This is a genomic window from Sediminibacterium sp. FW305-C-269 (assembly GCF_058231045.1).
Window position 1 is genome coordinate 530,966 of record NZ_JBIQXQ010000002.1, and the last position, 25,974, is coordinate 556,939.

The following is a 25,974-nucleotide window of genomic DNA, read 5'->3' on the forward strand; positions in this document are numbered from 1 at the left end:
CTAATTAAAATCGCACCCCAATACCAATATTGGACCGGATCCCGAACCAGGGGCCATCGGCCCTGATCTGTGCACCATTGTTGTTGGCACTACCGGTTAATTTGTAAGGGCCGGAATTGTTTTTAATATCGTTGATACTATTGTTCAGTGCGGTCACTTCATCGTTGCTTAAAGTGGATAAGAATTTCAGGTCGCCCGAACCGCTACCATAATGTCCGCCAATAATCTGCAGGTCAAGTACGATCTTGGTAGCGATTTGGAACTGCCAACCCAATAACAATCCGGGACTGGTAGATTTGATCTTACCCACAAAATTGGCTTCCTTGGAAAAGGTCTGGCCAGTGGTAGGGGGGGTAGTGGATGTATACGTGTATTTGACAGGTGCAGAAATATCAAAATCCGCAAAACGCAGATAAGGGGCCACGTAAAATCCTTTCATGCGTCCCAAGCCAATGTACACACGGCCTTCCAGGGTCCAGGCGGTACCGCCAATCTGGAAATTGCCGAAGTTCACATTTTTACTGTCGATGATATCGGCCAGCTTGTCCTGGAAGGGAAGGGTTCCCTTGGGCATGGTACGGTAGCTGAGTGAAGCAGACAGGTTCCTGGTAAGACTGCGTTCATAGGTAAAGTGGTAGTTTCTTAATGCCATGGAGCCAATGTTCCAACGGAGGATATTTTTTCCGCCGATCAGCTTTTGGGCGCCGGCAAACATAGGCAGGCATAACAGGATAATGAGTAGTTTTTTCATGATGTGGGTTTAGGATGGTTGTTATTTTGCAAGTAAGTCGTACACAGTTTTGTTCTCCAGTATCACCAGGGTATTATCGCGCACCTGTTTCATTACGGTATTCAGTCCGCATTTTTTTTCATCGCAGTCCTTACATTTCTGGTAAAAATTCAGGCTTACACAGGGTAATAAGGCAATAGGTCCTTCAATCAACCGCATAACCTGTGCCAAAGGGATATCCTTGGGATCGACTTTGAAAAAATAACCTCCGCCTTTTCCTTTTTTGCTGTCGAGCAACCCGGCCCTCTTCAATTCCAGCAGGATATTTTCGAGGAATTTAAGTGGGATCTTCTTCTTTTTTGAGATCTCTGCAATCAGAATGGGACCGTCTTTTTTGCGTTCGGCCATGTAGGTTAGCGCTTTCAGGGCATATTGTGTTTTCTTCGATAGCATGAGGATAAGTTATATGATAAGGGATACACGTAAGCAGGACTTACCGCTGATACTGGATTGTTTTATCGGAGGGGCATCATAAACAGGGGGCGTGTTTATAAACCCAGTACATCTTTCATTCCAAAGATACCTTTTTTATCGATTGCAAATTCTGCTGCCAGTACGGCGCCACCTGCAAAACCGATGCGGTTATGGGCAGTGTGAATGATCTCGATATCGTCAACGGGAGAGGAGTACCTGATCTTGTGTGTGCCCGGTGCCGGATCAATCCTTTCTGATACAATCGCCAGCTCTGCCGGGTTATCGGTTGTATGGTTTACCCAGCTCTTTTTGGACGGGATATTGGCAAGTACCTGTTCTGCCAATGTAATGGCGGTACCGCTTGGCGCATCCTTTTTCTGTGTATGATGGATCTCTTCCATGCTTACATTGTATGCAGGATAACCGCTCATCAGCTTGGCCAGCCGGGTATTGAGTTCAAAGAACAGGTTTACGCCAATGCTGTAGTTGCTGGCATAGATCAGGGTGCCGTTCTGTTGTTCACAAAAAGCTTTTGCTTCATTCCATTTATCCAACCATCCGGTAGAACCGCAAACCAGGGGAATACCCAGTTCCAGGCATTTCATCACGTTGTCGAAAGCACTGTGCGGACCTGTGAATTCAATGGCCACATCAGCCTTGCTGATAGTTTCTTTATTCAGGTCGGCGGCGTTATTGATGTCGATCTTCAGAACCACTTCGTGGCCTTTTTCCAGGGCAATGGCTTCAATCGCTTTTCCCATTTTGCCGTAGCCGATCAGTGCAATTTTCATAATACTGGTTTGATGAAGGAAACTTCTGTATCCTTTTCTGCAAAGGAAATACATCGGAGGTAGAATTCAAGGGAGTCTGCCATATTTTCTTGAAAACCTGGTAATTACCTTGCTATCACGGGTTTCCTGACCGGAGGCTTCAGGTTCAGGGTAAGGCCCAGGCCCGGTGTGCGCGTAACGGGATTAAAAACCGGGGCCAGTTCCATCGACAGATCATTGCTTACATCGAACTGTTTCAGGTGGGCAAACACCGTGGCATCCGCTACCTGAAGTCCCCAGGCCAGCAAAAACCAGAGAATGGAATAGTCTCGGTCACGACGGAAGGAGTTGCGGTAACTTTGTAAAGAAGTAATACTCAGGTTCTTTAACTGCGGGTCTATAAAGGGCAGATCGGTGGTATCTTTATTAGGTCCCAGCGCTTTATACAATGCTTCGTAGGCGAACTTTGTTTTTTTGTAGTAGTCGTTATTGTAAAAATACAAACTTGCAGGAATGGCGAGTATGCCATACACGATCGGGATCTTCCAATATTCCCTGTTATAGGCCTGTCCCCAGCCGGGAATGAGTGCAGAACGTTTGGTGGCAATGCGTGGGTTATGTTTTTTGACCGTATCTTTTTTTACGGCTGCCTGCTGTTTTACGGCGCTATCGCCCGGAGTGGTGAAAGCACTGCTGTTGGCCAATGTTTTTTTATCGTCCTGTGCACTAAGCTCACAGGCACCCAACAGGCCCACCAGTAACCATATGAAAAAAGAATATGATTTCATCAGCGATTAACTCACGGAAACATTCATCGCATCCAGTATCTTATTCAGTTCTTCCAGTGAATAGTATTCGATGGTGATGCTGCCGTAGCCTTTTTTATTATGAGCCATTTTAACCTTAGTGGCAAAATGAGAGGCTAAATTATCCTCAATTTTTTTGTAAGCCGGAGGCAGGTCAGACTTTACGGAAGATTTAACAGCACCGGGTTTTTCTGCTTTGTACATGTTCCGGACCAGTTCTTCGGTCTGGCGTACGCTGAGGCCCTTGCCCTGGATCTCTTTATAAACAAATAACTGTTTGTCGATGGTGTCTATGTTCACCAATGCCCTGGCATGTCCCATACTCAATGCGCCGCTCCTCACTGCCAGCTGTATATCGGGTGGCAGTTTCAGCAGGCGGAGGTAATTGGTCACAGTACTTCTTTCTTTACCCATCCTTTCCGCTACCTGTTCCTGTGTATAGCTCAGCTCTTCCATCATCCTTTTGTAACTGAGGGCTATCTCAACCGCATTCAGGTCTTCCCGCTGTAAGTTCTCCAGTAAGGCCAGTTCCAGTAATTGCTGGTCATTGGCCTGGCGTACATAGGCCGGCACATCTTTTAAACCGGCTATCTTGGATGCCCTGAATCGGCGCTCACCTGCAATCAGCTGGTATTTGCCATTGGGTAATTTGGACACCGTAAGCGGTTGGATGATATCATGCAGTTTGATAGAAGCCGCCAGTTCATTCAATGCCGTTTCATCAAAATCCCTCCTGGGCTGTTTGGGGTTGATCTGTATATCGCTGAGCGGTATGCGGGTGGTATGGGTAACCTGCTCCACCACATCGGTCTTTAAACTGCCGGCAGTGGTTTTCAGGTCCTGGTCAATATTCTGTAACAAAGAACGGAGGCCTTTGCCGATCAGGTCTTTGTTTTGTTTGGGAGTGGTCATGGGCAATTCGTAATTAATAATTCTTAATTAGCAATGGGTTTGCGGGTGAGCAGTTACTGCTGATGCATTAACAGCTGCTCATTACTAATGTATTTATTCCAGTATTCTTTCTTCGTTCGACATTTTTGTCATGCCGTTGTTCTGTAAAATTTCTTTGGCCAGGTTCAGGTAGTTCACAGCGCCTTTACTTTCTGCATCATACAGGATCACGGGTTTGCCCACACTGGGGGCTTCGCTCAGGCGGGTATTCCGGTGTATGATGGTGTCAAACACCATATCGTCGAAATGTCTTCTCACTTCGCTTACCACCTGGTTGCACAAACGCAGGCGGCCATCGTACATGGTCATCAGGATGCCTTCTATCTGCAGTTCAGGGTTAAGCCGGCTCTGCACGATCTTGATGGTGTTCAACAGTTTACCCAGTCCTTCCAGCGCAAAGAACTCGCACTGTACCGGAACAACCACGCTGTCGGATGCCACCAGTGAGTTCACGGTGATCAGGCCCAGGGAAGGGGAGCAGTCGATGATGATGAAATCGTATTTGTCCCGCACCGCATCCAGTATGGTCTTGAGTACATTCTCCCGGTTAGGGTAATTGATCATCTCTATCTCGGCACCCACCAGGTCTATATGGGAGGGCAGTACATCCAGGTTGGGTACATCGCTTTTCAGGATTACGTCTGAGGCAGGAGCATTGTTCACCATGCAGTCGTACAGGCTGTTGGTGATGTTGTGCAGGTCAAAGCCCACACCGGTGGTGCTGTTGGCCTGCGGATCCGCATCTACCAGTAATGTTTTGAATTCAAGAACAGCCAGGCTGGCCGCTACATTGATTGCTGATGTTGTTTTACCTACTCCGCCTTTCTGATTGGCTACGCCGATGATTCTCGCCATATGTACCCCCAAACCCCGAAGGGCTGTTTTGATGAATGTTTTAGATATCGATTGTTTCGCCGATCGCCGGAAGCAGCAGCTGTTTACCGGCGGCACCGAATGCTGCCCTGGCTTCTGCTTCGTTGATCTTTATAAAACCAAATGTATTGTAATGTACGCCTACTACCGTGGAACATTGTACAAAATCTGCCGCCTTGACCGTATCGGCCACGTCCATGGTAAAATTGTCACCAATGGGCAGCACTGCAAAATTCAGCTTGGCCCAGGTAGGGATGAGCTGCATATCCAGGGTCAGGGCCGTATCGCCGCTGTAATAAAAATCACCTTCCCCGGTGCTGAACAGAAAGCCCATGGGACTACCCCCATAACTGCCATCGGGCAAACCGCTGCTATGCTGCGCTACCGTGCATTTTACGGTGCCAAAGTCGAATGTCCATTTACCTCCCGTGTTCATGGGGTGGGTATTGCTGACACCCTGTTTGTTCAGCCACTCATGTATTTCCCAGTTGGCCACCACTTTACAACCCGTTCTTTGTGCTATGGATACCGCATCGGCAATATGATCGATGTGACCATGTGATAGAAAAATATAATCTGTTTCTACTTGGTTCACATCAATATCTTTGGCCAGTTCGTTATAGGTAATAAAGGGATCGAAGAGTATTTTCTTACCCCCGATCATTACCTGGAAACAGGAATGGCCATAAAAAGTCAGTTTCATGCGGATCCTTTATTTGAAAGTTTCAAAAATACACTTTAGGGCACATCTTCCGAAACAATATTCTTCAAATCCTGTTATGAGGAGCGGACTATTGGCAGGCGGGGGAGTGTGGGCCTATCTTTACGGCTGATTTTCCGGAAAACAATATCAGGCCCGGTCAAACGTCAACAAGAACAAACCCTTAAACGACCATTCATGAGAAATGCAGGCACCTGGTGGATCATAGCCCTGATCATGCTGTTACTGGATCTGTATGTGTTCCAGGCTTTACGAACCGTTACCCAGAACTCCAGCGAGCGTTTGCGCACCTGGATCCATGTGAGTTACTGGGTAATTTCCCTGTTCACCCTGGCGGCATTGCTCTCCTTTCCCTATATACAGGCTTTGCAAAGCTCCAAACTGTTTCGCAACTATGTATTTGCCATACTGGTGGGTATTTTCTTCGCCAAACTGGTGGCATCCCTGTTCTTTTTTACCGATGACCTGCGCAGGGGCTCCCTGTTCCTGTTGTCGAAGATATTGCCCGATACCGGCGCCCGTTTTATGGGCGAAGGCAACGGTATCCCGAGGTCCACTTTCCTGAGCTGGCTGGGCCTGGGCCTGGGCGGTGGTCTGTTCGGTACCTTGCTCTATGGCTTCAGCAATAAATACAAGTACCAGGTTAAAAAGATGCAACTGGGTTTTGCCAACCTGCCCAAAGCATTTGATGGCTTGCGGATCGTGCATATCAGCGATATCCACAGCGGCAGTTTCCATAACAAGGAAGCAGTGAACCATGGCGTTGAACTGATACTGCAGCAAAAGCCCGATATGATCCTGTTCACCGGCGACCTGGTGAACGACCGGGCCGATGAGATGCACGATTATATGGATGTGTTCAACCGCCTCAAAGCGCCCATGGGCGTGTACAGTTCGCTCGGCAACCACGATTACGGCGATTATGTCGCCTGGCCTTCGAAACAGGAAAAAGCCGCTAACCTGGAAAGGCTGAAACAGGTGCATACCCAGCTGGGCTGGCGTTTGCTGATGAATGAGCACGTGCTGTTCAACAGGGACGGCGAGCAGATCGCTGTGCTGGGTATCGAGAACTGGGGTGCCAAAGGACGTTTTCCCAAATACGGTAAGATGCAGGAAGCTTATCCCGGAACAGAGAACATTCCTTTTAAAATATTATTGAGTCATGATCCCAGCCATTGGGATGCGGAGGTCAAACCCAAATACAGCGATATCGATCTCATGTTATCGGGACATACCCATGGCATGCAGTTCGGTCTTGAAAATCCCTATTTCAAATGGAGCCCCGTACAGTGGATGTACAAACAGTGGGCAGGCCTGTATGAAGAAGGTAACCAGAAACTGTATGTGAACCGGGGATATGGTTTTATCGGCTACCCCGGAAGGGTGGGCATCCTGCCTGAGATCACCGTGATAGAATTGACAGCAATAAGTTAAAGTATCCAGATCTGTAAATCATAAATACCGAGTAGTCAATCAACTATCTATTTCAAAATGTTTTTTGGCACGGTCATTGAACATAGTCAATCAAACAAAACCAATTCTATGAAACAAGTCATTTTTTCAGCCCTGTTACTGTTGTCGATCGTCACTGTGTCGCAGGCCCAGGGTGTACGGGCAGGTATTAAAGCAGGTGCTAACCTGAATAAGATATCAGGTCAATCTTTCAATGATGGATTTGACCTGTCTTATCATTTCGGTGGTTTCCTGGAACTGGACCTGAATAAAAAATGGGGCTTACAGCCAGAGATACTCTGGAGCCAGTCTACCAGTAAACCTTCCAGCTTTAAAACTATTTATGCAACTTCTGTCAATCCCCTGCTGGATGGTAACCAGCAGATCAAACTGGATTACCTGACCATCCCTTTATTGTTGCGTTACAATGTAGGTGGTATCCTTACCCTGAATGCAGGACCTCAGTTCGGTATCCTGCTGAAAAAGGACAATACCTTACTGCAGAACGGACAATCGGCATTTAAAGATGGTGACTTTGCATTGGTAGCGGGTGCCCAGCTGAACTTCAAGTACCTGCGCATCTATGGCCGCTATAATATCGGTCTGCAGAACATCAACGATATCGACAACAAAGACAAATGGACCAACCAGCAGATACAGGGAGGTATCGGCTTACGGTTCTAGTAGCTGATTACTGCGATATACAACGCTGAACACAGGTGAATATCCCTGCGTTCGGCGTTTTGTATTTTATGCTTTGAGTTTGTATTTCTTTTTCAGTGCAGCAATGCCTGTCTTGAATTCCTTCAGTTCTGCAATCTGTTCTTTGATGAAACTGTTCTCTTCCAGTTTTCCTAACACAGTATTCATTTCGCCAACGCTTTCATACACCATTTTCCGGAAAGGATTATGGTAGTCTTTTGCCCTGGCATCATAAATACCCTTGGTCAGCCATTCCTTGGTGGCAATGCAGCCGTTGAGCAGGTTATTGAATTGGTGACTGTCCAGCCGTTTCAGGTTCAGGCCGGTAATATCCGATAAAGCAGCCAGTGCATGTTGCAGTTTCAGTTGCGGGTATTTTTCGCCCTGGGCGATATAATACTCATGTACCGCATCCCATGACCGGATCTTACCGGCCTTTATCTTATCGCGTAAGCTGGTCAGTTCTTCCTCGGGTAACAGCTGTCCGCCTACATTGATCCAGTTGCCCCGGTTCTTTTTGGTGGGTAAAGCTGCTTTCAATACCTCCAGTGACTCGATATCGTTCTGCCTGATGAACTCCAGCAGGCGGGTGGTGCCGTAATAGATCACCAGTTCCTCGTAGATCTTATAAGCAGCCAGTACCTTGATAAGTACCACATTGCGTTTGCTGTTCTCTATGTTCTCAGCCAGCACTTCCAGTTCATTCACGATCTTGTTACCACTTTGCAACAGGTGTCTGCCGGCGGCGGCATCGTCGCTGAAGGTTCTTTCCATCCGGCCGCTGCGGGCATAGGCTTTGCCTACGGCCTCCTCCATCAGTTTCATGGCGGCCAGCATTTCGTTCACGGTGTCGGGTGCCAGGAAATCGTATTCAATATGCTGGATCTTTTCCTTGCGTTTATCCCTGTCCACATATTTCCACGAGTTGCGTGCCAATGCATACAGGTTGTAGAGGAACCAGTAGCCCGGCATGATCACGAGCCTGTCGTGCGTAACATCATTGCTCACCAGTGCAAATGGGAAGGGAATATCCAGCTCGGCGGGATAATCTCCTTTGGTGAGGATGGTAAAACTGGCGAACCGCGAATTGTGTTTCAGGCTCACGCACAAACCTGGCCAGAAACCACGGCCCATGATGATCTCACCATCTGCTCCGCGACTGTTATGGTTGGAACCAATGGTAGCGCCGGCGGCAATATTGCTTTGCCCCATCACCAGCGCTGCGCATAGGAAGGAATTGTTGTGGTGCTGCTCATGTGCCGGAAAGATCAGTGAATTCAACACTTCGCAGCAGGAGATGGTGGCATTGTTGCCCAGGTAGGAGTTGATGAGCCTGGCGCCATATTTCAACTGCGAATGCGATGCCATGATGAAACGTACGGCTTTGACACCATAGAACAGGCGGCAGCCAAAACCAATGATCCCGTTCACGATCTCGCAACCCTCACCGATCTGTGTGCGGCCTTCCGGGCCTGAGTTCACGGTCAGGTTCTTGAGTTTGTTGGCCCCTTTGAAATAGGCATCCGTACCCACCCACACATCTTTGATGATCTTACAGTTCTTGATCACGGTCCTGTCGCCGATCTTGCCGTAATAACCCCGGCGGTCATCGAATTTCTCTTCGGTGAAGGATTGGAACTTGTCCTGCAACACTTTGTCGTCCCTGAAACGGCTCCACAGAAAAGCATCTCCGGGCAGCATGCCGTTAAAGGGCATCACCCGGCGGCCGGTATTCTCGTTGCAGAGCTCCACCCAGATACGCACATCCTCTTCCTCGCCCTGTTTGATGATACCGTTGCCGAATTTGGCATGGTTGGTCGTTACCAGCTCATTCACATTGGTGATGATGGCTTCGCTGCCAATGATATAATGGGAGAGGTATCGAACATTGTCTACCACCACATTGTCGCCGAAGTCGCAGCTGATGATGGTGGAATTGTACAGGCCCACAGGCACTTTCAGATCGCTGAAGCCCAGGCAGAAGGGCTCCAGTTTACCAATGCGGACCAGGCCATAGAACTTGCAGTTCCTGACCAGTTCTGGATTGAAAGCGTCCGATACCAGTATATTATTCCAGTTATCGCTGGTATTGCCGTTGCGCACCAGCATCTCAATTTCGTAGGCAGACAGTTTCCGGTAATGGATCCCGTTCTTGATCTGCATATCCCGCAGGTAATACTCGTTCTTTCCTTTGGGTATAAAAGGCTCTTTGATGAAATTGTAACCCAACGCATCCAATGGCGTTTTATAGATCATGTTCTGTTGCATCTGTGCTGATTTTGTCAAACAATAGAATCGGGGGAATACAATTTTTTTATTCTACCGTAACACTTTTAGCAAGGTTGCGGGGTTTGTCAACATCCAGTCCTTTGGCCAGTCCCACATAATAGCTGAGCAGCTGCAGCGGTATCACACTCAATAAGGGTGCAATGGCTTCGTCTGCATCGGGTACCAGCATCACGTCATCCGCCATGCCCGGTATGATCTCATCGCCTTCGGTGGCTACGGCTATCACCATGCCTTTACGGGCCTTGATCTCCTGAACGTTCGAAACGATCTTCTCGTAATAGGAATCCTTGGTGGCCACGAACACCACCGGTAATTTTTCATCCACCAGGGCAATAGGACCATGTTTCATTTCAGCGGCAGGATATCCTTCCGCATGTATGTAAGAGATCTCTTTCAGTTTTAAAGCGCCTTCCAATGCCACAGGAAAATTATAGCCCCTGCCCAGGAACAGGAAGTCGGTGGCATCCTTGTATTTGTTGGCAATGCGTTGTATCTGTGTGGTGTCTTTCAGGATCTCCTTCACTTTCTCCGGAACGGCTTCCAGGTCGTTCAGCAGTTGCAGGTATCTTTTCTGATCAATGGTGCCCTTGGCATAGCCGATCTTACAGGCCATCATGGCCAATACGGCCAGCTGTCCTGTAAATGCTTTGGTACTGGCCACACCGATCTCCGGACCGGAGTGGGTATAGGCACCTGCATGACTCAACCTGGCAATGCTGCTGCCCACTGCGTTCACCACACCAAAGATAAAAGCACCTTTCTCCTTGGCGCTCTCCAGGGCAACCAGCGTATCGGCCGTTTCACCACTTTGCGAGATGGCGATGATCACATCACCTTTGTGGATGACGGGGTTGCGGTAACGGAACTCAGATGCGTATTCCACTTCAACCGGAATGCGGCAGAGTTCCTCGATCAGGTATTCGGCTATCAGGCCCGCGTGCCAGCTGGTGCCACAGGCCACAATGATGATGCGGGGCGCGTTGATGAATGCTTCCAGGTTGTTCTCAATACCGCCCATCATGATCTGCCCGGTCTGTGTCAGCAGCCTTCCCCGCAAACAGTCGAATATGGTATCGGGTTGTTCGTGGATCTCTTTGAGCATGAAATGATCGTAACCGCCTTTCTCAATGGCGGCCAGTTCCATGTCCAGTTTGGTGATGAAGGGTGTCTGTTTTTCGTTACCCAGGTTCTTCAGGATCAGCTCATCCGGTTTTACGATCGCGATCTCGTAATCGTTCACGTACACCACTTCCTTGGTATATTCAATGATCGGCGAGGCATCGCTGGCCAGGAAATGTTCTCCTTTGCCAATGCCGATCACGAGCGGGCTTCCTTTCCGTGCCGCAATGATGGTTTCCGGGTCGTCTGCGCTGATGAGCAGGATGCAATAAGCGCCCACTACACGTTTCAGCGCAATACGCAGGGCCTCTTCCAGTGTGCAGTTATTGTTGGTCTTGATGTCTTCAATGAAGTTGAGCAATACTTCGGTATCGGTATCGCTCTTGAAACTGTATCCTTTCGAAAGCAGTTCCTGTTTGATCTGTGTGTAGTTCTCGATGATGCCGTTGTGGATCATGGCCAGTTCGCCGTTCTGCGACTGGTGGGGATGTGCGTTCCTGTCGCTGGGTTCGCCGTGTGTGGCCCAGCGTGTATGGCCGATGCCGATATGGGCGTGCAGGTCTTTACCGATCACCGCCTCTTCCAGTTCGGCTACTTTCCCTTTCTTTTTAAAAACATTGAGTGTTCCGTTATGCAGCAACGCCACACCCGAGCTGTCATAGCCCCGGTATTCGAGCCGTTTTAATCCTTTTAAAATAACAGGAAACGCTTCTCTGTGTCCTGTGTAACCGACAATTCCGCACATATGCTTTGATTAAATGTGATTTACGTGGCAAGATTCGTTATTTTGGGCTGACCCAATGGCTGTATATCTATTATACAAAATTTAAAAGTATTGCATTTTACTATGTCTCAGGCATTTGATCCCTATGAAAACTATATCCTGCAAGATGATTGCGTGTTGTTGCGTCCATTGACGAAAGATGATTGCGGGAATCTGCTGATATATGCCCAAAATGAGCCGGAGTTATGGAAGTACTCCACTACGGAAGTAGCAGGCGAAGAGAATTTCAAGACCTATATCGATACCGCTTTAGCGGCCCGAGAGTCGGGAAAAGAATATCCTTTTGTGGTGTTCGATAAACGAACGGGCGAATATGCAGGAAGCACACGCTTCTATGATATCCAGCCCGCTAACCGATCGCTGCAGCTGGGCTATACCTGGTATGGTAAACAATTCCAGGGAACGGGATTGAACCGGCACTGCAAATTTTTGCTGCTGCAGTTTGCATTTGAGACACTCGGCATGCTGCGCGTGGAATTCCGTGCAGACAATTCCAATGCCCGCAGCATTGCCGCCATGAAAAGCATCGGTTGTGTGCAAGAAGGGGTGCTGCGGCAACATATGCCCAAGCCCGATGGCACCCGCAGAGACAGCATCGTTCTCAGTATCCTGCAACAGGAATGGGAGCAGGGGGTTAAGGAGCGGTTACAAAAACAACTATAATTTACCGGGTGTCATACCTGTTCATTTGTCTGTTATGATGCGATCGATCGTACTATTTTTTGTAAGTGGTCTGCTGGCGCTGCAGGTGGCAGCACAAAGCCGGTTGCCGTATCGGGATCCCCAACTGCCCATAGCTGCCAGGGTGAAAGACCTGCTGGCACGTATGACGCCGGAAGAAAAATTCTGGCAGCTGTTCATGATTCCCGGCGACCTGGGCAAGGACCCTTCACAATACCGGAATGGTATTTTTGGATTACAGGTAAGTGCCGCTTCGCAGGGTGGGGATGCGGCTTCGCAATTGTTGCAGTATGGTACGGCAGAGAATGGACTGGCACTTGCCAAAAAGATCAATGCCATACAACGCTATTTTGTGGAACAGACCCGACTGGGTATACCCATGATCGCATTTGATGAATCGTTGCATGGCCTGGTCAGGGGTGGCGCCACTTCTTTTCCGCAGGCGATAGCGCTGGCCGCCAGCTGGGATACTTCACTGATGCGGCAGGTGGCCCATGCAATCGCACTTGAAACAAGACACCGTGGTATACGACAGGTACTGACACCGGTCGTGAACATTGCTTCCGATGTACGTTGGGGAAGAACAGAAGAGACCTATGGAGAGGATCCTGTACTCTCTTCACAGATGGCGGTAGCGTATGTAGGCGCTTTTGAAAGAATGGGCATCATCACCACACCCAAACATTTTATTGCCAATGTGGGCGATGGGGGCCGCGACAGTTATCCCATCCATGTCAACGACAGGTTGTTGCAGGAGATCTATCTTCCTCCTTTTCAAGTATCGATCCAACAAGGCGGTGCGCGTTCTGTGATGACCGCATACAATTCGGTGGATGGAAGTCCCGCCACTGCCAGTGATGCTTTGTTGAACCAGCTGCTGAAAAAGAAATGGGGCTTCAAAGGTTTTGTGATCTCCGATGCCAGCGCCGTAGGTGGCGCCAATGTATTACACTTCACGGCAAAGGATTATGCCGATGCGGGTAAAAAAGCCATCACCAACGGACTGGATGTGATCTTCCAGACCGATTGGGCGCACCATCGTTTGTTCATCCCGCCCTTCCTAAATGGCGAGATCCCGATGTCAAGGATCGATGATGCTGTATCGCGGGTGTTGACGGCCAAATTCGAACTGGGACTGTTCGAACATCCCTATGTTCCGGAAACAGCGCAGGATGGGTCTGCACATAAGACCATCGCTAAAGAAGCTGCCATCAGGTCCATGGTATTGCTGAAGAATACAGGTGACCTGTTACCACTCTCTCAACAACTCAACCGCATCGCCGTGATCGGTACAGATGCCGTAGCCGCCAGGCTGGGGGGATACAGTGGTCCCGGCAACGGAAAGATCTCTATCCTGGATGGGATCCGCGAAAAACTGGGAATGGGTGTTGCGGTCAGTTTTGCGCCCGGTCCGGGTATCCGTACACAGGAATGGCAGGTGGTGCCGTCGGAATATTTGTCTTGCCGGAACAACGGCAAAACAGAACAGGGTTTACAGGGATCGTATTACAACAACCTTACCCTGCAGGGGCAACCGTTGCTGCAGCGCGTGGACAAACAGATCGATCTTCACTGGACACTCTATGCACCACAGCAGGACCTTTCGACAGATAACTATTCCGTTCGTTGGACGGGGCAATTGCGTTCACCCGTAACAGGCACTTACCGGATCGGGTTGGATGGGAATGATGGGTATCGTTTGTACATCAATGACCGTTTGGTGGTGGATCAGTGGCAGAAACAAAGTTATCATACCACCCTGGCTGATCATGCTTTCAATAAAGACAGCAGTTATGCCATCCGGATCGAGTTCTATGAACCGCAGGGCAATGCACATATCCGGCTGGTTTGGAACGCAACAGGTGTCACCGATAGCGAAGCCAGCATTTCAGCAGCAGTGAACACTGCAAAGCAAGCCGATGCAGTAGTACTGGTGGCCGGTATTCATGAAGGCGAGTTCCAGGACAGAGCCTCACTGGCTTTACCGGGCAGACAGGAAGAACTGATACAACGTGTGGCCGCCACAGGTAAACCCGTGGTAGTGGTGTTGATCGGTGGCAGCGCCATCACCATGAACAACTGGTTGCCACAAGTGCCTGCCGTGCTCAATGCCTGGTATCCCGGCGAAGAAGGTGGCAGGGCAGTGGCCGATGTATTGTTCGGCGATGCCAACCCCGCCGGCCGTTTGCCCATCACGTATCCTTTGTCAGAAGCACAGTTGCCCCTGGTATATAACCACAAACCCACGGGCAGGGGCGATGATTATTATAACCTCAGTGGACAACCTCTGTTTCCCTTCGGCTTTGGGTTGAGTTATACCAGCTTTGCCTACAGCAATATCCGTTTGAGCAAACAGCGCATCCAACAAAACGAATCTGTCACCGTGCAGGCCACCATCACCAATACCGGCAGCAGGGATGGGGATGAAGTGGTGCAGCTGTACATACGCGACATGCTCGCTTCCGTTGCCCGTCCTGTACAGGAACTGAAGGGTTTTCAACGCATTCACCTGCGTGCGGGAGAAAGCAAACAGGTGCAGTTCACCATCACACCAGCCATGCTGCAGATGCTTGATGAAAAAATGCATACCGTCATTGAACCCGGCGACTTCCGCATCATGATCGGTGCCTCTTCGCGCCAGCTCTGGTTGAAGGAGACACTTTCTGTTCGGTGATCGAGTAGGTTGTAAGTAGTAAGTAGTGAGTTGTCGGTTTGGGCCTGATCGTTTTTTTTCACCGCAGAGTTGGGGAGGGCGGGGAGGTTACGCAGAGGTCTCTTGCACTTCAACATTTCCCGCCATGGCGGGATTCAATATTCAATATTCTTCTTCCTCATTTTCTTCGGTCCATACCATAGCCAGAATCCGGTGATGGTGAATACCAGTAAAGCGAGTCCCATGATGGTGGTGTATACGAGTTTGATCTCGCCGCCGGTGATCCCGAAGTAGAGATCAAGGATGGAGCCGTCGTGGATCTTTTCGATGAAGTCGGAGCGTCTTCTGTCTATCTGCAGCAGGCGGCCGGTAACACCGTCGAGTTGCAGGCCCCAGAAACCTTCTTCGAACACGAATTTTACAATGCCCTTGTCCTTGCGGATATCGATGCGCTCCAGTTCCAGTGAGATGTTGGCTGATACGGAATCGTGCAGGTACTGGCAGGCTTTCTGGTGCAGGCTGTCCATGGGAAGCCAGTCTTTCAGGTTGGCAGAACTTCCTTTTTGTGTGGGAGCCAGCAGCAGGTTGCCGCTGTGTTTTTTCCATCCCAGCAGCAGACCGGTGATGGCGATGAAAAAGAAGAACACGAACAGGAAGGCGCCGGTAAGCCGGTGCACTTTGCGGAATACCCGTAAAATATTCGCCTGTTGCTGTCTTTTGGTCTGATTCGTCATATGCCGATGCCTGTGAGGATGCCAGGATGCAGGAAAGATACAAAATTGTATAGCCGTTGTAACGAATGCGGTCAGGGTAAAAGGATGAAAGGCATGGTTTTTCTTTCCTGTCCGTTGATGATGATGGAAAGTTGCTGTTGCCCAGGATAGAATTTGCGGGTAGTGATCAGGCGGAAACTTTGTTTGCGCTGGATGCTCAGTTGCTCATCGGGTGCCAGGACCCGCTCACTGATCTTGAATACTTTTTTGGAGAGTTGTCTGTTCTGGCGCAGGTAATGGATCCCGTATTCCAACCGAACGGTCTGAGATCTGCCTGATCGGTTATGCACGTGAAATGCAAAGGACAGATTCTTGCCGATCTTCACCTCTGGTGTCAGCAGGCTGGTTTGGGTCAGCTGGATGTCCTGGCTGTTGCTGAGGCCATAGAAGCTGAGAATTTCAGCATGCCCCTTTTTCAATAAGGTGCGGCAGCCGTGTTTGATGATGGCGTCCGTGTCTTTGCCCAGGCCTTTCCATTTTTTGGCGATGGCGGTTACGATCTGTGGATGGTCCTTGGCAATATCGTTCAGGTTATTGGCCACACTGCGGCGCACCCATTCCGAGGGGTCCTGTTTCAGGTTCTCCAGTATGGGCAGCACAGGGGAGGGATCTTTTTTCAAGGCAGGTATGGCCATGGCCCAGGGCAGTCGGGGCCGGGTTCCTTCACTGGCCAGCCGTCGCACTTTGTGGTCCTTGTGTAAGGACCAGCGTTGCATCTGCTGCATCATTTTATCCGGGTACCGCAGCAGGAAGGCCCGTACGGCAAATTCGCAGCTGGTGAATTGTGTCACCTGTTCCATGCATCGTACCGAACTTCGAAAATGTTCCATGCCATACAGTTCCACATAATCGGGCAGGAACATGAACTCAAGACTGTTCTCCGTAAAACCGTTTTTCTTCAGTTGCGAGATCAGGGATAGGATCTGTTCAGCGGCCTGCTCAAAATCATCGGGCAAAAAATGGTGCAACACTTCGGCAGTATGCCGCATGCGTTGTTTCAGTTCCCTGGCTTCCCAGTCCTTATCGAAGAGCAGCTGGTTGAATTTCTTTTTGTTGAAAGCAGGAAGTACGGCACTTGCCGGTTTTGCAAAGCGATCGTAAAACTCAGGTGAATACAGGTCTTTTAAAAGCGAGGCCATAGGTTTGTGTTGGGTACAACAGAACAGGGGGCAAACATACGATCGCGCTTGTTTGCCTGGTGGTGAAAAGGAAGAACGGTCAAGCTGTTATTTATCCGGCCACCGAAACCCCAATGAGTTTACCCACGCCAAAAGTAACAGCAGCGGCGGCCAGTCCGAACAGAACCTGACGGAAACCGGAATACCAAACGTTCCTGCCGGTGAACAGTGTAATGGCAGCACCGATCAGGAACAGGCCCACGGCGCTCAGTGCCACACTCACCATCACGGCATTCATGCCGCTCATGAAGAAGAACGGGATCACGGGAATGATGGCGCCAATGGCAAACATGATGAATGAATACACAGCAGCTTCAATGGCGGAGCCTTTCAGTTCTTCTGCATTGATGCCCAGCTCTTCCTTCACCAGCACTTCATGTGCCTGGCTGGGATCTTTCATGATATCGGCTGCCATGGCATGCGCCTGGTCCTCAGGTATGCCTTTGGCTATATAGATCAGTGCCAGTTCTTTCTGTTCTCCTTCGGGGTTGGTCTCCAGTTCTTCCATCTCTATCTGCATCTGGTTCTCATAGAGTTCCTGTGAACTCTTTACAGAGATCCATTCGCCCAGCGACATGGACAATGCCCCTGCCAGTAAGCCGGCAAGTCCTGCCAGTAACACACCTTCCTGTCCTGCGGTAGCCCCGGCAATACCCATGATCAGGCTGAAATTGGATACCAGTCCGTCGTTGCCGCCCAATACGGCCGCACGGATCGCATTGCCACCCACCGAACGGTGTTTTTTTTCGAACTTGGATAACTGGGCACCGGTCACTTTTTCCTCTTTCTCCAGAATGGCCCGCAATATGCTCACGTGGGCGGATTCTGTTCCCCGGATGGCCAGGTTATTCTTTTTCTTGGTGCTGATGATGGCATTGGAAAGTCCTTTCTCCGTATCCATCAAAGAGCCCAGCACATAATCGTAGCCGAATACCTTACCGATCAGGTTCAGTGTTTTGGCACGCCAGGAGGGCTGCATCAGGTTCTCTACACTAAGGTTCTCTTTTTTGGCAAAAGCCTCTGCGTGGCTTTTTTCTATCTCGCTCATCTGCCGGAACACATTGGCAATGGTGGGGTCTTCTTCGTGCTCGGCTAATTTCTGGTAAAGGTAACTTGCGTCTATCTCGGTCTGAATGCTGCTGTTTTTCATCTTGCAGTGTTTGGTGGGGATGATAACTGCAGGAAAGTTACGAAAATTGGTTCATTAGCGTGTTGGCAGATCATCTCTCTTCGAGACATCTGATACTCTTTTCACCGCAGAGGCGTGGAGAGCGCGGAGGTTACGCAGAGGCCTCCTGCACTTCAACATTCCTTGTTCTTCTGTTCCATGGATCTTTTCTAGACATTCAACATTCCTTGTTCAATATTCAATATTCCCCAGACTATATCTTCCCTTTGTATCTCGGATCAAAATCCACCATCCATTCGATCCCGTATTTGTCTCGGAACATACCAAAATACGATCCCCAGGGACTGTCTGAAATGGGCATTTCAACGGTGCCTCCTGCGGAGAGTCCGTGGAACAGTTTGTCGGCCTCTTCTTTGCTTTCGGCACTGATGGCAATTTTGCTTCGGTGTTCCATCTCATTGGTTTTGCCCATGAATTCGGGAACATCGTTTCCCATCAGGATATTCATTTTGCCAATGGGCAAAGCAATGTGCATGATCTTATTGGCCTCCTGCTCCGATACGGGGAACTCGGCGCTGGCCAGGTCCTTGAAGCGCATGACCTGTGCAAACTCTCCGCCAAATACGGATCTGTAAAATTCAAACGCCTCTTCGGCATTACCATTGAAGTTGATGTGTGGATTGATGAGTGGCATGGTTTCTTGTTTAGGTGAATGAATGGTTGTCAATACTGTAGTACTTCACGAATATCGTTAAGAATACACAAAGCCATACGGGGTATTTGCGACAATAGCTGTGAGTGAATACGACAGGGGGAGATTAGTGGTTTGTGGTTTGTGGTTTGTGATTTGTAGTTTGTGATTTGTAGTTTGTGGTTTTTGGGCTTTTCGAAGCACTCATCATTCATCTATTCCTCTGTTCTATTCACCGCAGAGAATGGGGAGTGAACGCAGAGATAATTTTACTTCATCATTCATCATTTCCCGCCATGGTGGGACTCAATATTCAATATTCTTCCAGGTTCTCTGGCTTTGCCGGAGAACCTGGAAGAAGGATCACAACAATTCAAAGCCGCCGCCTACATGCAATACGGTTCCATGAACATAGCTGGCTGCGTCGGAACTGAGGAACAGGGAACCTTGTGCCACTTCACGGGGTTCTCCCAGGCGGCCAAGACGGCTCATGGTTGGAATGATATCGGCTTCGGTGATGCCCAAACTCTTCAATGCGGCGGTAAGCATCGGCGTACGGATAGCGCCGGGTGCCACGGAATTGATGCGGATGCCCTGCGGACCATATTCAAATGCGGCTGCTTTGGTCAAACCTTCCACACCGTGTTTGAATGCCTGGTAGGCCGGGTTGCCGGTGGTGGGTTTGAAGGCGTTGATGGAGGAGATGTTCACAATGGAACCACCGCCACCTTGCGCCACAAATTGGCGCAACTCATACTTCATACAGAGGGCGGTGCCTTTGAGGTCAACGGCCTGGAGTTTGTCCCAGTAATCCTCATCCAGATCCTGGAAGGAGTTGTTGTCGGGTTTCAGTGCGGCATTGTTGACAGCACAGTCCAGGCGGCCATAGGTGTCTACGGCAAACTGCACCATTGCCTGCACCTGTTTGGCATCAGAGATGTCCACTTTCACAAATGCGGCCGTACCGCCCTGGGCTTTGATATGTGCCACTACTTCATTGCCAGTCTCGGCATTGAAATCCGCAACAACCACTTTGGCACCTGCTTCTGCAAACAGTTCGGCTGTGGCTCTTCCCATTCCCATTGCTGCGCCTGTAATGATGGCGACTTTGTTCTCTAAGGTTTTCATGATATACTTTTTTATTCGGTGATGACTCATGCGTTGAGTCTAATAGAATTTTAAAGAGTTCTATGCCTATTCGATCATATCGTAGATGCACGGTTATACGGTCGCGCTCTTTTAAGTCGTGCAGGTTATGATGTTTTTGATATCCGTTTTTCTACAGTAACAGATCACAGTTACGGTTACAAGCAGTATGAAGTGGTTCACTGTCGAAATACGACAATCAGTAACATAAATGGAGCCTGAGTATTCTTTCCAATGCCAGGGAAAAAGCTTTTGTGTCTCAGGCAAATTTACAACTAAATATTTATTGATGATCGGAATTGACAGGTCGATCAGGTCTGGGAAAATACTGCCCAGAAAGGCAAGTGCGACAATGGGCTTGTAAGTGTTTTTACTGATCATGGTCAATGTGATCATCACGATCAGTCCTACTATGGCATCGACCTTCGAATTAATGGGGTAGCAGTGGGGGATATAGTCCAATGCCCCGTGAGAAGCGATACCTACGAGGAATACCAGTATGCCCGGCAGGATCATTTGCGTTGCTGTACGGGGTTTAGTTCTCGTATCTGTCAGCATTGCGACAATACCAATGGCTGCGGTTGTGTGGAATAATACATTCATGGGTGCCTGCTCTGTCCAGACTGACAGTGGGGGTTTTAAAAATAAATAGTTACTGGTTAGATCGTCGATCACAACAGCCAACAGCACTAAAACAAGTTTTCGGATCTTACAACTTGTGAAACAACAAGTTAAATAAACCAATGTGATAAACAGGCGTTGGTAACCCGGATTAACATTTCATTTGGCAGATTATTCCCGTCTCAGCAGGGTCTCTCGCAGAGGACCCTGCGTTAACCATCCGCACAGTTTAATTATCAAAAAAATCAGGCATAAACCGCAAAAGTATATAAGACGGTTCTTTATAATTTCCGTCTCAGCACTAACATCCCAAAACTTCGGTCTCAGCAGGGTCTCTCGGAGAGGACCCTGCGTTTACGTTATACAACCCGACAGTTGGTTGGAAATACAGGTTATTGATGTAACGATATTAGGCGCTCTTCGGTCTCAGCAGGGTCTCTCGGAGAGGACCCTGCGTTTACGATCCAGATAGTTAGTTGAAAATATAGGAAAATTATGTAACAATATTAGAGCACTGATGGTGATTTTCATTATCGAGTATGTGTAGTGTTACTAATCCGCAGGGTCCTCTACGAGAGACCCAGCGGGGACTTGGCGTTGATGATGGCTTAGTGAGTAGACCCTGAGGAGAATAAACGGATACCCATGCCCTGGAGTGTATGGCAGGGAAACAATGCCAAAGACAATTCATTGTTCCGAACACCTGTACTCAGGTGACCAACAACGGAATGAGTTGTTAGCCAGTTGATTAACACTGGTGCGCCTATCACCCCTGATCACCTGTTCCATCGCCAGTGTATCACAACTCATTGATGATCCGTACTTAATAGAGGGATAACCCGTAGATAACCCGCCTATAACCCGCCCATAACCCGCCTCTTTAAAGGGGCGGGTTATGGGGGGTGTTTTCACGGTATTTTGGGAATTTATGGGGTAAGTATTGGTAAATAGGATCTGGAAAGAGTAGCTTTAGGTATCCTCCCGCAGAGGCATATCGTATCTGTCTGCCCCAAGTCTGTTCACGCTTTAAATAAACTGTGTATGGCAATTCTGAGTGGCAATGGAGGATTTACCGGGAGCCTGGCAAATCTATCCGCCTTTCGACCCCAAGGCTCTGATAAGATCATTCTGCGTACCAAAGGTGGCGCCACCAAAAAGCAGATCAAAAAGCATCCGAACTTTGAAAGGGTACGTGCGAACAATGCAGAATTTGGCAGCTGCAGTAAGATGGCTTCGCTGTTGCGGTGTGAGCTGCATCCTTTTGTGAACCTGGTGGATCATAACCTGAATGCGGCATTCTCGGCCCTGCATAAGACCATGCAGTTGCGGGATACGGAACATCCGCCGGGACAACGCTGTATCCTGTACTCGCAGCACCGTTACCTGCTGGCCAATTTTGCGCTGAACCGGCGATACAGTTTTGATGCGGTGTTGCGTTATCCTTTACAGGCGATCTTTGACCGTGAACAGGGCACTGCCCGGATGGAGATTCCTGCCCTGCAGCCCGGCATCCATCTGCAGTTTCCCTGGCAACAACCCTATTACCGATTGATCGTACATTTTTTTGTGATGTGCGACCTGACACATGATGGCAGGGACTATACCTATCGCGCAGCCACGCAGAAACCGTATTGTCCGCTTTCTGTATCCAGCTGGTTGCCGGTCACCGCAACCCGGCCGGGTGAGGAACTCCTGCTCAGCTTACGCGAGCCTGGTCAATCAGAGACCTCTGCAGCCGTTACTTTGAATGATACGCATAGCCTGTTCCTGGCCGTAGGCATACAGATGGGTAAACCCGGACCTGATGAAAGTATACAGGAAACGAAATACTGTGGGGCGGGGAAAATTCTGGCGGTGGGGTAAGGGGAGAAGGAGCAAGGTTCAAGGAGCAAGATTCAAGGGGCAAGATTCAAGATTCAAGTTTCGGTCTCAGCAGGGTCTCTCGCAGAGGACCCTGCGTTTGCGAATACGGACAGGTAGTTGGAAATACAGGGCACTTATATACGATATCAGAGCACTGATGGGGACTGTCATTTTCGTGCGTGTTTAGTGCTACTAAGCCGCAGGGGCCTCTACGAGAGACCCGGCGGGGACTTTGCGTTGATGATAGTTTTGTAAGTAGACCCTGCGGAGAATGAAATCTTCGGTGAAGGGAGGGCAGGAATTGTTATTCGATATTCCCTTTACCGCAGCGGCTTGGAGCATGTGGGAGGTTGTACATAGGTTAGCTTATTTCAGCACTCATTTGTTCAATTGCCTGCTTTACTGCTACCGCATTGGGGGTAGGTGTGAAATTAAAATAGTTGTTGAATTTAGTGCTGTCGAAGTAGTAGTCTCTGTCGTATTGGTAATTCATTTCTGATAGTTCCTTCATGATCGGTATGAACCATCCCAAGGTTCTTATCAGCCAGTCTGGGAGAACCGTATAGCTGCTTTTTGTTCCCATTGCAGAGGCAAAAAGTTGTATCCATCCTTCTCCTGTTATTTTCTGATTGTCTGCGGGTAAGTTCCAGATCTGGTTGTAAGCTTCCGTGGTATTACCAAGCATAGCTGTTCCCTTGGCCAGGTCGGGAACATATCCCATGGAGTGCAACATTTTTGCATTGCATAGCCATTGCGCTTTTTTGCCTTTCGCAAGGTTATTGTACACAAGATTCATTAATATGCTATTGGCCTTTGCCGTGCCACCAAAGAAATCAGGTGATCTTGCTATGATTGCCTGTAAATGATTCTTCTCAATATTTTCCAGTAGGAGCCTGTCAACTTCTGCACGTACCTGTCCTTTTTTGCTCGTTGGACTGATCGGTGAATGTTCAGTTATATGGTTTACCTGATCGCCGCCGATGGCATATACATTATCGAAAAAAACAAGTTTTGAATTGTGCTCCAAACAGGCTTCGATTGCATTTTGCATAAATGGCACCCAGGTTTGTTGCCATACTTTGGTGTTGTAAGAAAATCCGATAGTTATATATGTAATGCTTGAGCCTTCAATTGCCTTGAATATGTCTTCTTTTTTGGTAAGGTCGGCAGGAAATAGTTTATCTGTAGGGTTTACAGTTTTTGGGTCCCTGCTGACCAATCGGATGTCAGAAGTGTACTGCTTCAGGTTTTTGGCAAGTTCAATGCCAATGGATCCGCCTGCGCCGAGAATGGTTTGTTTCATATTGCATATATATTGGGTCTCCGAAGAGTCCCCTGAGGGGGGACTCTTCGGAAAAGTGAAATGATTTGATATGGATGTTCGTAGTAGTCTGGATATTTTTTACAATTTTTAATGTATTTGAAATTCCCAAACCGCATTGTTTATTCTTTTAAATAATGTGTCCAGCGAAGAATGATCGTAAGTTCTCGCTGACTCGTTATCTGTAATCTTTATTTTATTGATTAAAGAATAATCTGGAACAACACCCGCTCCGCCTGCTGTAAAACTGACCCTGAGTCTTACATTGGTCGGTAATGTAAATTGGCTGGTTAGCGCAAGTGTGTCAAACTTAAATGGCAACCCTGATCCCTCGTTCAAATTTTGTAAGTGCCTTAGATAATTTTCCTTCTTGAAATGATATGTACTATCCAATGTTGATCGATCATACTCAATGAAAATAGTTATATCCTTCTTTGACTTATTTACTATATCTGATGTACAAGCATGGTCCATTGCACACGACAGGATTAATAGAAATAAAATATATGGTACTAATTCTTTCATACCTAGAAAAAAGAAGATCGTTACTTTATTCGTAAAGAGCTCCCATCTTCAAACCGTATACTGATAGATCCTGCTTTTGCTAAAGAAGAGTGCTTAAAGGAATCGGTGGCAGCGAATTTGGCCAGTTCTGTTTTGATCTTATGCTGAACCCGTTCCCAGGCTGGATCGGTAAATTCGGTGTTTTTCAACGGGTAATATTTATTCAGGTATTGAGAGGTCTTTTTCTCCATCCGATCCTGCATATCCTGTTGGTATCGTTTCGCATCAATGAAATATACAACATACTGGTCGTTTATTTGATAGAGCCCGAGGTGAAAAACGGAATCAGCTGGTTCCGGATGTTCATTGTTGGATAATTGTACGAAGCATTCCTGTAAGGTCAGCGGATTGGATAAATGCAGAGAGGGCGGCGGCGGTGGCGGCGGTTCGATAAGATCGCTATCCTCTTTGACCGCTACCATACTTACGTCAGTCACAGTGATCGGTTCAGACTTCCTTTTGCAGGAGGCGATCAATAGTATCAACAGGACCGTTGTCAGAAAATATTGCTTTCTCATAAAATGGCTGATAAGATTTCGATGATCGGTGTAATAGCAGATATCAAGATAATCAATTTTACCTTCTCCGCAGAGTCTCCCACCAGGGGACTCTGCGGTTAGTAGCACACGACATCGATCAGTACTTGGTTTTTTGTAAGAAATTGATTGGGTTTATTCGCTTGGGATTCGGATTGCTAACCGCAGAGTCCCCGTTGGGAGACTCTACGGATAAGAGAGTCCCCGTTGGGAGACTCTGCGGAGACCGGAATTCTACAGTGATATCTTTCAGCGGTTCGGATCCTGGTTAGTTCCAGATCCCATTCATGGCGGTCAGTATCATGGGTTTCCCGTCAGTTATCACAATGGTATGCTCGTGCTGTGCCATGAATCCGCCTTTGTTGCCAACCATTGTCCAGCCATCATTCAGTTCCACTGTGTAGGAGGAACTGGTAGAAATAAAGGTTTCGATGGCCACAACGGAATTCTTTTTGAACCGTCGTTGGTCAAAGCGGTTCTTATAATTCAGTAGTTCGCCGGGTTCTTCGTGCAGGCCCCTGCCGATACCGTGTCCGCCTAGATTCTTAATGACCCTGTAGCCTCTCTTCCTGGCCTCTGTTTCCATCAGGTGACCTATGTCGGCGATCTTTACGCCACCTTTGATATTGTCTATTGCCTTTTGTAATATTTCCTTTGAGGCATCCACTAATTGTTGGTGTTGATGGATGTCTTCTCCCAATACGAATGAGTTGCCATTGTCTGACCAAAAACCATCCAGTTCCGCAGAGACATCTATATTGATCAGGTCACCTTCTCTCAGGACCCTTTTATCGGATGGGATGCCGTGACAGAACTCATGGTTCACACCGATACAGGTACAGCCCGGAAACCGGTAGGTCATAAAGGGTGCTGAGTTGGCGCCGAACCCCTGTAAGATACCGGCACCGAATTCATCAAGCTCTTTGGTGGTCATGCCGGGCCTGGCATGGTTCTTCATTTCCCGCAAAGTGTGAGCGACCGCTTCACTTACTTTTTTCATTCCGGTCAGCTCTGTTTCTTTTGTGATGGACATACTAGGATATTTTCTGTGGTTGTCTTTTTCTCCGAAGAGACCCTGCTGGGTGACGCTTCGACGAAGGAAGGTAAAAGAATTACTCGATCGGCCCCTGCCATTTTTGATAGATGG

The 25,974-nt window shown here is 48.5% G+C and carries 24 protein-coding genes; 5 read left to right on the forward strand and 19 right to left on the reverse strand.

Annotated features, from left to right (window positions below):
- Positions 1-4: 4 nt before the first annotated feature.
- From ACH3Y6_RS07660 to ACH3Y6_RS07690, 7 genes are all read right to left on the reverse strand, one after another.
- Positions 5-751 carry a hypothetical protein gene (locus ACH3Y6_RS07660; protein WP_490835007.1) on the reverse strand — a complete coding sequence of 249 codons (747 nt, stop codon included), beginning with the start codon at positions 749-751 and terminating at the stop codon, positions 5-7.
- Between the two features lie 21 nt (positions 752-772).
- Entirely contained in the window at positions 773-1,183 is a 411-nt protein-coding gene (locus tag ACH3Y6_RS07665; RefSeq protein WP_490835008.1) for an RrF2 family transcriptional regulator, read from the reverse strand.
- A 95-nt stretch (positions 1,184-1,278) separates the two neighbouring features.
- Positions 1,279-1,995, reverse strand: a complete 717-nt coding sequence (dapB, locus tag ACH3Y6_RS07670) for a 4-hydroxy-tetrahydrodipicolinate reductase (RefSeq protein WP_490835009.1) — start codon at positions 1,993-1,995, stop codon at positions 1,279-1,281.
- Positions 1,996-2,099: 104 nt separating this feature from the next.
- Positions 2,100-2,762, reverse strand: coding sequence for a DUF5683 domain-containing protein (locus ACH3Y6_RS07675; protein ID WP_490835010.1), 663 nt, complete (start codon positions 2,760-2,762; stop codon positions 2,100-2,102).
- 6 nt (positions 2,763-2,768) lie between these two features.
- Positions 2,769-3,692, reverse strand: coding sequence for a ParB/RepB/Spo0J family partition protein (locus ACH3Y6_RS07680; protein WP_490835011.1), 924 nt, complete (start codon positions 3,690-3,692; stop codon positions 2,769-2,771).
- A 93-nt stretch (positions 3,693-3,785) separates the two neighbouring features.
- Entirely contained in the window at positions 3,786-4,586 is an 801-nt protein-coding gene (locus tag ACH3Y6_RS07685; RefSeq protein WP_490835012.1) for a ParA family protein, read from the reverse strand.
- Positions 4,587-4,626: 40 nt separating this feature from the next.
- On the reverse strand, positions 4,627-5,307 hold the full coding sequence (locus tag ACH3Y6_RS07690; protein WP_490835013.1) for a metal-dependent hydrolase: 681 nt from the start codon (positions 5,305-5,307) through the stop codon (positions 4,627-4,629).
- 195 nt (positions 5,308-5,502) lie between these two features.
- Between ACH3Y6_RS07690 and ACH3Y6_RS07695 the strand changes: the two genes are divergently transcribed.
- Positions 5,503-6,759: a metallophosphoesterase gene (locus ACH3Y6_RS07695; protein WP_490835014.1), complete on the forward strand. Its 1,257-nt coding sequence runs from the start codon at positions 5,503-5,505 to the stop codon at positions 6,757-6,759.
- Positions 6,760-6,867: 108 nt separating this feature from the next.
- Positions 6,868-7,461, forward strand: coding sequence for a porin family protein (locus ACH3Y6_RS07700; RefSeq protein ID WP_490835015.1), 594 nt, complete (start codon positions 6,868-6,870; stop codon positions 7,459-7,461).
- Between the two features lie 66 nt (positions 7,462-7,527).
- On the opposite strand, the gene ACH3Y6_RS07705 is transcribed toward ACH3Y6_RS07700, so the two are convergent.
- Entirely contained in the window at positions 7,528-9,747 is a 2,220-nt protein-coding gene (locus ACH3Y6_RS07705) for a DUF4954 family protein (protein ID WP_490835016.1), read from the reverse strand.
- A 46-nt stretch (positions 9,748-9,793) separates the two neighbouring features.
- Entirely contained in the window at positions 9,794-11,632 is a 1,839-nt protein-coding gene (gene glmS, locus ACH3Y6_RS07710) for a glutamine--fructose-6-phosphate transaminase (isomerizing) (RefSeq protein WP_490835017.1), read from the reverse strand.
- A gap of 102 nt (positions 11,633-11,734) precedes the next feature.
- Between glmS and ACH3Y6_RS07715 the strand changes: the two genes are divergently transcribed.
- Positions 11,735-12,334 (forward strand): GNAT family N-acetyltransferase, encoded by a 600-nt coding sequence (locus ACH3Y6_RS07715; protein ID WP_490835018.1) that lies wholly within the window; start codon positions 11,735-11,737, stop codon positions 12,332-12,334.
- A gap of 34 nt (positions 12,335-12,368) precedes the next feature.
- Positions 12,369-15,026, forward strand: coding sequence for a glycoside hydrolase family 3 C-terminal domain-containing protein (locus ACH3Y6_RS07720; RefSeq protein ID WP_490835019.1), 2,658 nt, complete (start codon positions 12,369-12,371; stop codon positions 15,024-15,026).
- Positions 15,027-15,160: 134 nt separating this feature from the next.
- Here ACH3Y6_RS07720 and ACH3Y6_RS07725 read toward each other — a convergent pair whose 3' ends face one another.
- The 6 genes from ACH3Y6_RS07725 to ACH3Y6_RS07750 all read right to left on the reverse strand — a co-directional run bounded on the left by ACH3Y6_RS07725 (position 15,161) and on the right by ACH3Y6_RS07750 (position 20,525).
- Entirely contained in the window at positions 15,161-15,892 is a 732-nt protein-coding gene (locus ACH3Y6_RS07725; protein ID WP_490835455.1) for a PepSY domain-containing protein, read from the reverse strand.
- Positions 15,811-16,917 (reverse strand): DNA alkylation repair protein, encoded by a 1,107-nt coding sequence (locus ACH3Y6_RS07730; RefSeq protein WP_490835020.1) that lies wholly within the window; start codon positions 16,915-16,917, stop codon positions 15,811-15,813. The genes ACH3Y6_RS07725 and ACH3Y6_RS07730 overlap by 82 nt, the downstream gene beginning before the upstream one ends.
- Before the next feature lie 91 nt (positions 16,918-17,008).
- Complete coding sequence (locus ACH3Y6_RS07735; protein ID WP_490835021.1) at positions 17,009-18,106, reverse strand: VIT1/CCC1 transporter family protein; 1,098 nt, start codon at positions 18,104-18,106, stop codon at positions 17,009-17,011.
- A gap of 232 nt (positions 18,107-18,338) precedes the next feature.
- Positions 18,339-18,779, reverse strand: a complete 441-nt coding sequence (locus ACH3Y6_RS07740; RefSeq protein WP_490835022.1) for a VOC family protein — start codon at positions 18,777-18,779, stop codon at positions 18,339-18,341.
- Between the two features lie 360 nt (positions 18,780-19,139).
- Positions 19,140-19,904 (reverse strand): SDR family NAD(P)-dependent oxidoreductase, encoded by a 765-nt coding sequence (locus ACH3Y6_RS07745; protein ID WP_490835023.1) that lies wholly within the window; start codon positions 19,902-19,904, stop codon positions 19,140-19,142.
- Between the two features lie 111 nt (positions 19,905-20,015).
- Positions 20,016-20,525, reverse strand: a complete 510-nt coding sequence (locus ACH3Y6_RS07750; protein WP_490835024.1) for a hypothetical protein — start codon at positions 20,523-20,525, stop codon at positions 20,016-20,018.
- A gap of 1,059 nt (positions 20,526-21,584) precedes the next feature.
- On the opposite strand from ACH3Y6_RS07750, the gene ACH3Y6_RS07755 reads away from it, so the two are divergent.
- Positions 21,585-22,406, forward strand: coding sequence for a hypothetical protein (locus ACH3Y6_RS07755; RefSeq protein WP_490835025.1), 822 nt, complete (start codon positions 21,585-21,587; stop codon positions 22,404-22,406).
- A gap of 361 nt (positions 22,407-22,767) precedes the next feature.
- On the opposite strand, the gene ACH3Y6_RS07760 is transcribed toward ACH3Y6_RS07755, so the two are convergent.
- The 4 genes from ACH3Y6_RS07760 to map form a co-directional block, all read right to left on the reverse strand.
- The gene (locus ACH3Y6_RS07760) at positions 22,768-23,709 is read right to left on the reverse strand and encodes an NAD-dependent epimerase/dehydratase family protein (protein WP_490835026.1); all 942 of its coding nucleotides are present in this window, start codon (positions 23,707-23,709) and stop codon (positions 22,768-22,770) included.
- 108 nt (positions 23,710-23,817) lie between these two features.
- Positions 23,818-24,252, reverse strand: a complete 435-nt coding sequence (locus tag ACH3Y6_RS07765) for a hypothetical protein (protein ID WP_490835027.1) — start codon at positions 24,250-24,252, stop codon at positions 23,818-23,820.
- 20 nt (positions 24,253-24,272) lie between these two features.
- Positions 24,273-24,809 carry a hypothetical protein gene (locus ACH3Y6_RS07770; RefSeq protein ID WP_490835028.1) on the reverse strand — a complete coding sequence of 179 codons (537 nt, stop codon included), beginning with the start codon at positions 24,807-24,809 and terminating at the stop codon, positions 24,273-24,275.
- 286 nt (positions 24,810-25,095) lie between these two features.
- Complete coding sequence (map, locus tag ACH3Y6_RS07775) at positions 25,096-25,860, reverse strand: type I methionyl aminopeptidase (protein WP_490835029.1); 765 nt, start codon at positions 25,858-25,860, stop codon at positions 25,096-25,098.
- Positions 25,861-25,974: the final 114 nt, after the last annotated feature.